Raw genomic sequence first — 13,262 nt, 5'->3', positions numbered from 1 at the left:
AGCCGCTCGATGCGCTCGATGATGGACTTGAGCTGGTCCTTGGCAAATTTCGTCGCGGGCTCGTCGTCGCGGACGGCTGCGGAGGTTCTTGAAGGCCCGTGCCTCAGCGCAGCGAAGCTGTCCGCATGACGAACGATGTCGTCTCGAGCTTGGCGGTCGCGGTGCCCGAGAAACTGTCGCAGGACAGGCCCTGCATCGGGTCGTCGGCAAAACCCATCGCGATCACGGACTGCGGCTTGACGAAGTAGGCGCGCATTGCGGCCGTGTCGAGCTCGCCCATCAGCGTCACCGACATCGCGCGGCTGGCGCTCGGCGATAGCATCACGATCTTGAGCCAGATGCTTTCGCCCTTGGCTGCGGAGAGCCGGGTCGCGGTTGCGACCATGCCGTCGACGCGCTTGCCGACCACCGTGTTGATCTCGGTCGCGGGCGCAACGTTGCGCGACGCGGAGGCGGGACGGGCGGAGCGCGGGATCGGCGCGGAGGCGGCGACGACGTTGGCGCGGTCGACCGGGGAGGCGGATGCCGGCGCGTAGGCCAGCGCCTGATAGGCGGCGCTGGACACGCTAGCGGTCGGCTGCGGATCGGTGGCGGCCGCAAGCGCTTGGCGCGCCTTCAGCGCAGCCACTTGAGCAGGCGTCGCCTGTTGCGGCGTGGCCGGGGCGTCCCAGAAGCCACGGGCATTGATGATGTCGGCGGGGGTCTCGGGCTTGGCGTCAGCAGATTTGCCGGCGGCCGGCTTGTCAGCCACGGGCGCCGGCTTCGACTTGGGCAGCGCGACGATCTGCGCATCGGCCGAGGCGAGCTGAATGGTCGCCGCGGCTGACGGCTTGGCCCGCGGCGTCGGCACCGGATCGGCCGGCTTGGTCGCGGCGGCGACCAAGGTCGGCGCGACAGTCTTCGCGGCCGGCGCGGGCGCGCCCTCGTCATCCTCGTCGTTGCTCGCGGCGGCCGGAGCCGGCTTGCCCTTGAACAGGTTGGCAAAGAAATTCGATTTGCTGCCGGAATCCTCGCCGCTGCCGCGCCGCTCGATCTCGGCCTTGGCGAGCTCATAGCCCTTCAGCGGCGTGCCGTCGGTCGGGACGTGGACGGTGCGTCCGTCCGGGAAGACCCGGGCGAGCTGGTCATGCGTCATGCGCGGCCAGTGGCGGATGCTGCCGGTGTCCAGATGCACGAATGGCGAGCCTGAGGTCGGGTAGAAGCCCACGCCGCCGCGCTGGAGGCGCAGGCCGGCAAAGCGGATCTGCTCCAGCGGCACGTTCGGGATGTAGAAGTCCATCGCATGCCCCAGCATGTGCTGGCTGAAGCGCGCCACGCCGGAGGAGCGGCGGCGGAGCATGGAGTTGGTGGCGGGCGAGCGGTAGGCGGAGATGATCTGGATCGGCTGCTTGCCGTCGACGTCGCGATAGACTTCCCACAGGATGTCGAAGAGGTGACGGTCCATGACCGTCTCGTCCTGGCTGCGCCAGTCGCGCAGGAAGTGGTTGAGCTGCTTCAGCGCCGCTTCGTCGTAGCGCCCGTCGCGCTTGAAGGTGACGGTGAGGTCTTCGCCGGAATGGGTGTGGTGGAAGGAGAGCGTCTTGGTCTCGTTCAGCGCGGCAGCGTTATGAACTGAACCCGCGGCAGCAAACAGCAATACGGCAGCGAGGCCGATCCGGGATCCGGCCTTCACTCCCGCATGGGACAACGACAGCACAGCGAATTGGCGTGCGATACCAGTCAGCACGTTAGAGCCCACCCAGTCGACGAGCGTTCAAAATGGACTCTCCCGCAAACCCCGTTAGCGCGCGAAAGAGGATGAACGCTTTGTTAAAGCGAGAAGGTTAATTCGAGGTTGACCTTCCCGCCCCCAAACCAAGTCAGATTGCGAACCTAACCGGGTGAGTGTGGCGAAAAAACGCCCGCTGCCCGAGGTCAGGTGGAGAATGGTTAACGTTAAGCGACCCCAGCCAGAGGATGAGGTCGCTGACTTTATTGGAGAATTTCAGGAAAACAGGCGTCGGGGCGGGCCTGCCTCAGCGGGTGAACACCCGCTGCGGCTGGGGACGGCGGCCGACCGGAGCCGGCGGCGGGGTCGGGGCTCCGAACAGCCGCTCGAAGAAATTCGGGCCGGACGAGCCGCCATTGTTGGCTGCCAGCACGCCGTTCGGCAGCGTCGTTGCCGGGCGTGAATAGCTCGGCTGGGAGTGCGCCACGACGTTCTCGAGATCCCTGCCGCGGCCGTTCTTCAGGATGTTGATCATGGTCGCGTCGCGGCCATAGACGTCCTTGCGGAATTGCAGCTTGCCGCCATCATCCACGAATGCGGTCTGATAGGTGATGTTGACCGGGATCGGGGTCGGGAATTTCAGGTCGATCTCGCTCTTGCCGTACATGCTGCGCACGCGCTCCGGCGTGTACTTCTCGTTCGGCAGCGCGATGTTGAGCAGGACCGAGGCGTACTGATCCGGGTTCTGTACGCGCATGCAGCCGTGGCTAAAGGCGCGTTCGTCCCGGGCGAACAGGTTCTTGTCCGGCGTGTCGTGCTGATAGACCAGGAACTTGTTCGGGAAATTGAAGCGGATGCGGCCGAGCGCATTGGCTTCACCCGGCGGCTGCGAGATGTGCACCGAGCCGTCGCGGTTCTGTTCGAGCTTGAGCCCCATCCGCTGGAGCACGGTCGGGTCCTGCTGAAGCGCCGGCAGATATTCGTTGTAGACGATCGACGGCGGCACGTTCCAGGTCGGATTGACCGTGATGTACTTCATCGTCTCGGTGAGCAGCGGGGTCGCATGCGTGCCGGGCTTGCCGGTGACGACGCGGGTGGTCCAGACCTGCTGGCCGCGCTGCATCACCTTCAGCGTGTAGTCGGGAATGTTGAGGATAACGTAGGCATCGCCGAGCGCGGGCACGCCGAGGTCGCGCGGCAGCCAGCGCCAGCGCTCCATGTTCACCAGCACCACGTCGATCTGCTTGTCGCGCTTCGGGGTGTTGATCGCCTTGACCGTCTTGTCGTCGAGGATGCCGGTCGGCTTGAGCTCGGCGCTGTTCTGGAACTTGCGCACGGCTTCGGCGACCGCTGCGTCATAGCGGGTGTCGCTGGCGTTCTCGGCGATGCCGAGCTTCGCGCGCAGCTGCGGCACGCGCGGATCTTCAACGACGATTTCAGCCTGCTTCTTGCCGGCCGGGGTGTATTTCAGCGTCGGACCATCGGCGATCTCGATCATCGGGCCGTTGCCCTGGCCGCGGAGCTCCGCGAGCTTCGCCTTCAGCTCCTTGTAGAGCTTGTGCGGCGGATTGTAGCTGTCGAGCGCCGCGGAGGCGTCCGCCGCGGTCGTGACCTTGGCGAGCACCTCGTTCGGATCGACCGGATGCTCGGGATAGAGGATGTCGCCGCTGACCTGCGACCAGTGCATGCGGCCGCTCTGGGCCTGGCGCGCATAGTCGAACATGCTGGCGGTGAGCTTGAGCTCGGCATCGGCGAGCGCATCGGGCGTCGTGGCGGCGGCGAAGTCCGGCAGCGGGTAATCGGCGGGATTGAGACCGTCGGAGGCCGCATCCTTGAGCCGGGCGATCACGCCCTTGGCTGCAGCGGTCAGGCCGCCGCCTTGCGTCCAGACCGGCGCGAAGTCGCGTGCGCCGTAAAACTTCTCGATCGCCGCGCGCTCGTTCTTGCGGTCGAAATAGCGCGCAGTCTTGGCGCCGACGATGTCCTTGAGCTTGTCGGCGACCGGCTGGTCGGCCGCGGGAACGTTGCTCGCGGCCTTCACCGGCTCCGAGGCCGGAGCAGCAGCGGTCGCGGGAGCGGCCGGCGTGTCGGCCTTGGCAGGTTCGGTCTTCGCCGTCTCGCTCTTCGGCGCCTCGGCGGCGGGCGTGGTGGCGACGTCGGAAGGCTTGGTCTCGACCTTGTTTGGCGCGGGAGCGGCTTCCGCATTCACGGGTTCCTTGACCGGCTCCTTTGCCGAGTCCTGAACCGTGGCGGTGGTGTCGAGCTTGATATCGGATGCGGTCGGGGGCGGGACGTTTGCGGGTTCGGGGCGCGGGATCGCGGCTTCGATCGCAAGCTCGGCAGCGCTGCTGCGCGCCTGATCCTGCGCCAGGGCCGAGCTGGCCGATACCGTGAGGAAGGTCGCCGCGACCGTCATCAAGACACGGTCAAAGCCTGCACGGTGGTTCAAACAGTCACGCATTGTGTCGCACCCCTCGGGTGAACTGTCCCCCATGGAACAGCTTCGTTATCGCCTATTGAGCTTCGGCTAAACCGCGCCGGCCTCTCGAAAGTTGCACGCCTGCACGCAACGATTCCTACGCAGACGATATACAGGCCCCGATTTCGCGGCCAGCGCTACCCGGGACAACTCACGACAAACTGACTTCAAGGAGGCCTCTTGGCAACGGATTGTGCGCTTCTGCCACGCGCTTTTCCCTGTGTCTGTCACTTACAAGTCACGGTTCAAATCGCAGTCGAATTCCGTCGTCATGCGAACGGCTTACAGTCGTATCGCACCGCCCGGACGAACCTCTGTTCGCGTCAGGCTCAGTGCGTCTCCTCACCGCTTTTGCCGCCATGGCCGGGAACCCCGGCTTCATCGAGTTTGCGGTAGAGGGTGGAGCGGCCGATTTTGAGGCGGCGGGCGACCTCGGACATCTGCCCGCGGTAATGCGAGATCGCGAAACGGATGATCTCGTTTTCGATCTCCTCCAGCGGTCGGACGTCGCCGGTCGCGGTCAGCATGGAGAGAGCACCAGCTTGGGGCAACGGCGCAATCGGTATGTCATTACCTGACACGACGGAGGGGGCCGCCGCGATCGGCTCCAGCATCAGCGGCGCGGTCGGAATGTCTGTTCCCGGGTGCGGTTGCGAGGCGATCAGGGGGAAGTCGTCGAGGCCAAGCTGGTCGCCGTCGCTCATCACCACGGCGCGGTAGACCGCGTTTTCGAGCTGGCGGATGTTGCCGGGCCAATCGAGCTGGGCGAGGTGCGCAACAGCCTCGCCGCTGATGCCGGTGATGGGGCGGTTCTCCTCGGCGGCAAAGCGGGCCAGGAAATGCCTGAGCAGATGTGGAATGTCCTCGCGCCGGGCGCGCAGCGACGGGATCGTCAGCGGCAGCACGTGCAGCCGATAGAACAAATCTTCCCGGAAGTGGCCCTGCTTGACCCGCTCAAGCAGCCTGCGGTTGGTCGCCGAGATGATGCGGACGTCGACCTTCACGGGTTTGCGGCCGCCGACCGCCTCGACCGCGCCTTCCTGGAGCGCGCGAAGCAGCTTGACCTGCGCGCTCAGCGGCAGCTCGCTGACCTCGTCCAGGAACAGCGTGCCGCCATGAGCTTCGACGAACTTGCCCGTGTGCCGTTCGGTGGCGCCGGTGAAGGCACCCTTCTCGTGACCGAACAGGATGGACTCGACGAGGTTGTCGGGGATCGCGCCGCAATTGACCGCGACGAACGGCTTTGCCTTGCGCTCGCCGCTGCCATGAATGGCACGCGCGAACATCTCCTTGCCGACGCCGGACTCGCCCTCGATCAGCACCGGGATCGATGAGTTTGTTGCTTTCTGCGCCGCGCGCATCACGCCCGCCATCGCCTCGGCGCGGGTGATGATGTCGGAGAAGGTCAGCCGGCCCTCGCGGCTGTGACGGATGCGCTGCAATTCGCCCTTGAGCGCGGACGAATTGAGCGCGTTGCGAAGAGAGACCTGGAGCCGCTCGAAGCCGACCGGCTTGACCACGAAATCGGCCGCGCCCGCGCGCATCGCCGAGATAACATTGTCGATGCCGCCATGGGCCGTCTGCACGATGACGGGGATGCTAAGACCCGCTTCGCGGATTTTCGCCAGCACGCCCATGCCATCGAGGCCGGGCATCACGAGATCTAGGATGACGCCGTCGATGGCCGCGTCAGGGGCGGTGAGGGCGGCGATCGCCGCGTCGCCGGAGTCCACGACGATCGTTTCATAGCCGCATTTCTGCACCATGTTTTCGACCAGCCGGCGGGCTACAGCGTCGTCGTCGGCGATCAAAATACTGGCAGCCATGGTGTTCCCCGCACGCTACTACTATCTGTCTCGAATCGGGGCACTCTGGCCGAAGCCGATTAACGCACTGTTAAACCCTGATGCCCCCGCCCGCCGTCGCGATTGTTGAACACAGGTTTCCCACACAATGAATTCGCGCTCCAAGTCTGCAGTTAAGAAGTCCGCCATCAGCAAGCCCGCTCTTCGCAAGCCGAACACCAAGACATCCGCAGCCAAGGCAAAACCCTCCAAGCGTTCACCCACCAAGCCTTCACTCGCCAAGCCTTCACTCGCCAAGTCTTCACTCGCCAACTCTTCGCCTGCCAAGCCTGCGAGCAAGACCGGCAAGCTTCCGGAGTGGAACCTCGCCGACCTCTATTCCGGGATCGATGCGCCGGAAGTGGCGCGCGATCTCGAAAGGATGGACGCCGATTGCGTCGCGTTCGAGACGGATTACAAGGGCAAGCTCGCCACAGGAACAGCAAAGGAAGATGGCGGAAAATGGCTCGCTGAAGCCGTGCGACGCTATGAGGCGATCGACGACCTCGCCGGCCGGCTCGGCTCGTACGCCGGCCTCGTTCATGCCGGCGACAGCGTGGACCCCAAGATTTCAAAGTTTTACGGCGACGTTTCCGAGCGCCTGACGACGGCATCGACGCATCTGCTGTTCTTCGCGCTCGAGCTCAATCGAATCGATGACGATATTTTGAACCGCGCGATGCAGGCCGCTGAGCTCGCGCACTACCGTCCCTGGATCGAGGATCTGCGCAAGGAGAAGCCGTACCAGCTCGACGACAAGCTCGAGCAGCTCTTCCTGGAGAAGTCGCAGACCGGCTATTCAGCCTTCAACCGGCTGTTCGACCAGACCATCTCGAGCCTGCGTTTCAAGGTCGGGCCCAAGGAGCTCGCGATCGAGCCGACGCTCAATCTTCTGCAGGACCGCGACGGCGCCAAGCGCAAGGCCGCGGCAGAGGCGCTCGCAAAGACCTTCAAGGCCAATGAGCGCACTTTTGCGCTGATCACCAACACCCTGGCCAAGGACAAGGACATCTCCGACAGCTGGCGCGGCTTCAAGGACGTCGCGGATTCCCGGCATCTGAACAATCGCGTCGAGCGCGAGGTTGTGGATGCGCTGGTCGCCTCGGTCCGCGCGGCCTATCCAAAATTGTCGCATCGCTACTACGCGCTGAAGGCACGCTGGTTCGGCAGGAAGCGCCTGGCCTATTGGGATCGCAACGCGCCGCTGCCTTTTGCGGCCACCGACGTGATCGGCTGGCCCGACGCGCGAAGCATGGTGCTCTCCGCCTATCGCGGCTTCTCGCCAAAGATGGCTGATATCGCCGAGCGCTTCTTCACCGACCGCTGGATCGACGCGCCGGTGCGTCCGGGCAAGGCGCCGGGTGCCTTCTCGCATCCGACCACGCCGTCCGCGCACCCCTACGTGCTGATGAACTACCAGGGCAAGCCGCGCGACGTGATGACGCTCGCCCACGAGCTCGGCCACGGCGTGCACCAGGTGCTGGCGGCCAGGAACGGCGCGTTGATGGCGCCGACGCCGCTGACGCTGGCGGAGACCGCGAGCGTGTTCGGCGAGATGCTGACCTTCCGGCGGCTGCTGGCGCAGACCAAGAGCGCAAAGCAGCGCCAGGCGCTGCTCGCCGGCAAGGTCGAGGACATGATCAACACCGTGGTGCGGCAGATCGCGTTCTATTCCTTCGAGCGCGCGGTCCACACCGAACGCAAGAACGGCGAACTCACCGCGACGCGGCTCGGCGAGATCTGGCTCTCGGTGCAGGGCGAGAGCCTTGGTCCGGCAATCGAGATCAAAGCGGGCTACGAGAACTACTGGATGTACATCCCCCACTTCATCCATTCGCCGTTCTACGTCTACGCCTATGCGTTCGGCGATTGTCTCGTGAACTCGCTCTACGCCGTCTACGAGAACGCGGCCGAAGGCTTTGCCGAGCGCTATCTCGACATGCTCGCCGCCGGCGGCACCAAGCATTATTCCGAGCTGCTGCGGCCGTTCGGGCTCGATGCCAAGGATCCAAAGTTCTGGGACGGCGGCCTGAGCGTCATCGCCGGAATGATCGACGAGCTGGAAGCAATGGGCTGAGGTAGGCACGAGCCGGCTATTTCCGGAGCGGCACGGGACGAACCAGCCGGCTCCGCGAGCGGTCCGCCCCCGGCGGACCGGTCTCGAACAAAGCGGGCGCCATATTTTGCCAGCGCATTTCGCCGCGACGTTCGAGGCCGACCTCGAGATCCTGCTTGGGGGTTTTGAACGTCCGAGCCCGAGGCGAGACTAACCCCGTAGATACCCGCTTTATTTTTACAATTATTGATTGCAGATCACCCTCTTGCCGCTCGGGAGGCTCGCATGCCCGATCAAGGACAGGTCCCCCTGCCTGGCGCGCGGAACGCCGCTGCGTTCGAAGAGGAAACGCCCTGGTGCGAGAAGCACCAGCAGATCGTCCGCGACGAGATCGAGGCGATCAACACGCGCCGCGAAGAGGCGCGGCAAGTCGATCCGGAGGGCACAGAGGCGTGCCAGATGCTCGACGTGGTCGGGCTCGCGCTCTCCGGCGGCGGCATCCGCTCCTCCGCCATGTGCCTCGGCGTGCTCCAGGCGCTGAACCACCACGATTTGATCGGACGGATCGATTATCTGTCCACCGTGTCGGGCGGCGGCTACATCGGCACCTCGCTCAGCACGACCATGACGGTGACAGGGCGGTTTGTGTTCGGCCAGCAATCGGCCGGGAGAACTGCGACCGCCAGCGAGATCAGCGATACGCCGTCGGTCGGACATATCAGGAATTATTCCAACTATCTGATCCCGGCCGGCTTCCGCGATCTCTTGACCGGGATTGCAATCGTGGCGCGGGGCCTGATCGCCAATATCGGATTGACCCTGCCCGTCGTGCTGCTGCTCGCAGCCGTCACGATCTGGTCGACGCCGCTGCGGAGCTGCCTCACGGTCGCAAATTTCTTCGGCGTCGATATCGCCGAAGGCGCTTTGCCGCAGTGTGAGCTGCATCATTTCGGCTGGATCGCGGACCGCTTCGGCTTCACTGCGATCGGGGCGATCGTCGCGCTGGCGCTGCTTGCTTGCGGAGGGATCGCTTATCTGAGCTCGCGCGCGGAGCGGGGCATCGGCCCGACCATCTTCCTGACCTATGCTGCGGCCATCGCGTTCCTGCTCGGCATCGCCTGCGATTTCGCGCGCGTCCTTCAAATCGCGCATTTCGCGCTGACGCTGGCAACGGCGATCATCGGCGTCGCCCTGTTCTTCGGCTGGGCGCTCAAGCAGTCATTTGCAAGTCCCGAAAAGCGTCAGGAGTTCCGCTCGCATTGGCCGACCGCCGGCGCGACTTTTTTGGTCCTGCTTGCCGCGATTGCGTTCTTCGAATTCCAGCCCTTCATGCTGTCGCAGATGTTCGATGTCGCCGACAGCAACGCGATCGGCGGTCCGGTCCGCGGCGTCGCGGTCACCTGGGTTCAGTCGCTGGCTGCAATTGCCGCGCCGATCGGTGTTTTCGTTACTGCTTTCAGGCAGCAGTTCGCCGAATTCCTGAAGGGCGACAGCGTATCCTCGCAATGGGGCTCGATGATGCTCGCGATCATTGCCAAGGTCGCGTTGTGGACCGCCGGATTGGCGCTGCCACTGATCATCTGGGTCGCCTTTCTCTACTTGTCTTATTGGGGCATCGCCAACGATCCGATCGAAAAATGCCAGGCGCCTCTGACCGCCATGGCGCAGAAGGGTTGCCTAGCGGCCAACAAATCAACCGTGCCCGCGTCGGGCAATCTGTCGGGCAAGATCGAGTTCGACGCGAGCGCCGGCACCTTCTCGGCCGAGATCACGCCAACGGCCGCCGCAGCCACCGCGACCACGGACTGGCTGACGCCCGTATCCCACGTTCCGGCCTGGCTCAGGTCTGGCGCGAGCAATATCGCACGACAATTCGACTGGTTGGATAGAGGCTCCGGCTATGCGCACAGCCTGCCCGTGGTGATCCTGTATACGCTCGTCGGCCTGCTGCTGTTTGCGATCTCGTGGTCGCTGACGCCCAACGCGAATTCGCTTCACCGCCTGTACCGCGACCGGCTGAGCAAGGCTTTTCTGTTCGATCCGGGTCGGTCGGCAGACGGCAATATCGCGCGCGCAGAAGCCAGCCTCGATCAGGGACGCGATTTCAAGCCGCTCGATCGCATGAGGTTGAGCGAGCTCTATGCGGCCCCGAGTGACCAGGTCGCGACGGGGGACCGGCCTGCCGCGCGGAAGCTGGGGGCGCCCTATCATCTCATCAACACGGCGCTCAACATCCAGGGGTCGGACTTCGCCAACCGGCGCGGCCGCAATGCCGATTTCTTTGTGTTCTCGCCGCTCTATGTCGGCAGCGAGGCGACGCGCTACGCCAAGACCCCGGCGGTCGAGCACCTTGAGCAAAGCCTCGACCTCGCCACCGCAATGGCGATCTCGGGGGCGGCGGCGTCGTCGAACATGGGCTCGAACTCGATCAGGGCGCTGACGCCGACGCTCGCGCTGTTGAACGTGCGGCTGGGCTACTGGCTGAGCAATCCGCGCTATGTCGAGGCCACTGTTCGGCCGCAGCGCCGCTCCACGCCGCTCTTCCTGTGGTCGGAAATCTCGGGCCGTCTCTACGAGAACAGCGACGGCGTCTATCTCACCGACGGCGGCCACATCGAAAACCTCGGCGTCTACGAGCTGCTGCGCCGGCGCTGCAAGGTGATCGTTGTGGTCGACGCGGAAGCCGACGCGGCGATGAATTTCTCCTCGCTGATGAAGCTCCAGCGCTACGCCCGCATCGATCTCGGCGTCCGGATCGATTTGCCATGGACGCCGATCCGCGACCGCACGCGCGCCATCATGGCGGCGAACGCCGACAAGAAGTCCACACGAACCTCTCCTGAGACGCCGGACGAGGCCGGCGAGCATGTTCATGTGGCGATCGGCACCATCGACTATGGTGGCGATGACAGGGGCTATCTCGTCTACATCAAGTCCTCGCTCTCCAACGACGAGAACGACTACATCCGCGACTACGCGCGGCGTAACGACACGTTCCCCCACGAGACCACCGGCGATCAGTTCTTCTCGGAGGAGCAGTTCGAGGTCTATCGCGCGCTTGGTTTCCACATGACCCATGGCTTCCTGGCCGGGGACCATGCGGTGGCGGTCGGCCCTGGGACGGCCCCGCGGATGGCTCGATTCACCGAAGCAGGCGAGCCGGCGGTTGACACGGTCCGCGAGGCGCTCGGTCTCCCGGTACCCCAGCGAGCGGCCGTGAACATCACCGCCACGATGATCGATCAGGGCTGAGCGGCTGTAGCGCCGGGCTTTCCCGCCAATCGGAATTCCAAATGACCTGATTTGCCGGGAAACCGCGCCTGCCTGCCGTTGCCCTGCCCGAAAGTTTGCGGTATCCCAGCCATGAAATTCGACTTTCGACTGGGGACAATTCATGGCTGACCATAGCGAAGTGGCGTACAGCACCGCCGACGGCAACGACTACGTTGCCCACGAGCAGACCTACGAGGGCTTCATCAAGCTGGTGAAGTACGGCACGGTCTCGGTCGCGCTTATCGTGATCCTGATGGCGATCTTCCTGACCTGATCCATCCCCTGCAGCACCGCCAGCGTCGTCGGTGCCCATAAAATTTGCAATCAAGCCGGATTGAAAACCGGTATCCAACGTTGCGGGAGTAACGCTAAGTTCGCGTGCGCGCTTCTTCCCGCGTCGCCGGAGGGCCTATGAAGATCGCCGTTGCCAAGGAAATCGATCCGTCGGAGCCGCGGGTCGCCGCTTCGCCGGATACGGTGAAGAAGTTCAAGGCGCTGGGCGCCGAGATCGCCATTGAGCCGGGCGCCGGCCTCAAGTCGGGCCTGCCGGACTCCGAATTCACCGCCGTGGGCGCCACCGTCAGCGCCGACGCGCTGAAGGACGCCGACATCATCATCAAGGTGAAGCGCCCTGAAGCCTCGGAGTTGGCGCAGTACAAGCGCGGCGCGCTCGTCATCGCCATCATGGACCCCTACGGCAACGAGGCCGCGCTGAAGACGATAGCCGATGCCGGCGTCTCCGCCTTCGCGATGGAATTGATGCCGCGCATCACCCGCGCGCAGGTGATGGACGTGCTGTCCTCGCAGGCCAACCTTGCCGGCTACCGCGCCGTGATCGAGGGCGCCGAGGCCTTCGGACGCGCCTTCCCGATGATGATGACCGCGGCCGGCACCGTGCCCGCCGCCAAAGTGTTCGTGATGGGCGTCGGCGTCGCCGGCCTCCAGGCGATCGCGACCGCGCGCCGTCTCGGCGCCGTCGTCACCGCGACCGACGTCCGGCCCGCCACCAAGGAGCAGGTCGAATCGCTCGGTGCGAAATTCCTCGCCGTCGAGGACGAGGAATTCAAGAACGCCCAGACCGCCGGCGGCTACGCCAAGGAAATGTCCAAGGAGTACCAGGCCAAGCAGGCCGCGCTCACCGCCGAGCACATCAAGAAGCAGGACATCGTGATCACCACCGCGCTGATTCCGGGACGGCCTGCGCCGAGGCTCGTCACGGCCGACATGGTCAAGTCGATGAAGCCGGGGTCGGTGCTGGTCGATCTCGCCGTCGAGCGCGGCGGCAATGTCGAAGGCGTCAAGGCGGGCCAGGTCGCCGAGGTCGATGGCATCAAGATCGTCGGCTACACCAACGTCGCCGGCCGCGTCGCGGCGTCGGCCTCCAGCCTCTACGCGCGCAATTTGTTTAACTTCATCGAAACGATGGTCGACAAGACCAGCAAGGCGCTGGCCGTGAACTGGGACGACGAACTCGTCAAGGCGACTGCGCTGACCCGGGACGGCGCCGTCATCCACCCGAATTTCCAGCCGAAAGCGTAAGGAGAGCCGTCATGGAGCATATTGCACAAGTCGTCGACCCCTTCGTCTTCCGGCTGTCGATCTTCGTTCTCGCCGTCTTCGTCGGCTATTTCGTGGTGTGGTCGGTGACCCCTGCGCTGCATACGCCGCTGATGAGCGTGACCAATGCGATCTCCTCGGTGATCGTGGTCGGCGCGCTGCTGGCGGTCGGCGTCGGCATGATCTCGAGCGGTTCGGGCTGGGCGCGCGGCTTCGGCTTCATCGCGCTCATTTTCGCCTGCGTGAATATCTTCGGCGGCTTCCTTGTCACCCAGCGCATGCTGGCGATGTACAAGAAGAAAGTGAAGTGAGCGGCGTGCACCTCGGGGTGACGAAGACAAAGGG

General features: G+C 64.6%; 8 protein-coding genes. 5 read left to right on the top strand and 3 right to left on the bottom strand.

Annotated features, from left to right (window positions below; genetic code table 11):
* Positions 1 to 103: 103 nt before the first annotated feature.
* The 3 genes from AC0L3P_RS24495 to AC0L3P_RS24485 all read right to left on the bottom strand — a co-directional run bounded on the left by AC0L3P_RS24495 (position 104) and on the right by AC0L3P_RS24485 (position 6,013).
* A complete protein-coding gene (locus tag AC0L3P_RS24495; RefSeq protein WP_473305756.1) occupies positions 104 to 1,726 on the bottom strand; it encodes a peptidoglycan L,D-endopeptidase MepK in 1,623 nt (540 codons plus the stop codon).
* 289 nt (positions 1,727 to 2,015) lie between these two features.
* Positions 2,016 to 4,169 carry a L,D-transpeptidase family protein gene (locus AC0L3P_RS24490; protein WP_473305754.1) on the bottom strand — a complete coding sequence of 718 codons (2,154 nt, stop codon included), beginning with the start codon at positions 4,167 to 4,169 and terminating at the stop codon, positions 2,016 to 2,018.
* 347 nt (positions 4,170 to 4,516) lie between these two features.
* Positions 4,517 to 6,013 carry a sigma-54-dependent transcriptional regulator gene (locus AC0L3P_RS24485; protein ID WP_473305751.1) on the bottom strand — a complete coding sequence of 499 codons (1,497 nt, stop codon included), beginning with the start codon at positions 6,011 to 6,013 and terminating at the stop codon, positions 4,517 to 4,519.
* A gap of 127 nt (positions 6,014 to 6,140) precedes the next feature.
* Here AC0L3P_RS24485 and AC0L3P_RS24480 point away from each other — a divergent pair, with 127 nt between their 5' ends.
* From AC0L3P_RS24480 to AC0L3P_RS24460, 5 genes are all read left to right on the top strand, one after another.
* Positions 6,141 to 8,108, top strand: a complete 1,968-nt coding sequence (locus AC0L3P_RS24480; protein WP_473305749.1) for a M3 family oligoendopeptidase — start codon at positions 6,141 to 6,143, stop codon at positions 8,106 to 8,108.
* 264 nt (positions 8,109 to 8,372) lie between these two features.
* A complete protein-coding gene (locus tag AC0L3P_RS24475; RefSeq protein ID WP_473305747.1) occupies positions 8,373 to 11,339 on the top strand; it encodes a cell division protein in 2,967 nt (988 codons plus the stop codon).
* 142 nt (positions 11,340 to 11,481) lie between these two features.
* Positions 11,482 to 11,634: an aa3-type cytochrome c oxidase subunit IV gene (locus tag AC0L3P_RS24470; protein WP_007596280.1), complete on the top strand. Its 153-nt coding sequence runs from the start codon at positions 11,482 to 11,484 to the stop codon at positions 11,632 to 11,634.
* 137 nt (positions 11,635 to 11,771) lie between these two features.
* Positions 11,772 to 12,899, top strand: a complete 1,128-nt coding sequence (locus tag AC0L3P_RS24465; protein ID WP_473305745.1) for a Re/Si-specific NAD(P)(+) transhydrogenase subunit alpha — start codon at positions 11,772 to 11,774, stop codon at positions 12,897 to 12,899.
* Positions 12,900 to 12,910: 11 nt separating this feature from the next.
* Positions 12,911 to 13,228, top strand: a complete 318-nt coding sequence (locus AC0L3P_RS24460) for a proton-translocating transhydrogenase family protein (protein ID WP_007596278.1) — start codon at positions 12,911 to 12,913, stop codon at positions 13,226 to 13,228.
* The last annotated feature ends 34 nt before the right edge of the window (positions 13,229 to 13,262 follow it).

The sequence above is a fragment of the Bradyrhizobium sp. WSM4874 genome (assembly GCF_055811835.1).
The sequence above is the reverse complement of the archived record's forward strand: the minus strand, read 5'-3'. Positions and strand labels throughout refer to the sequence as shown.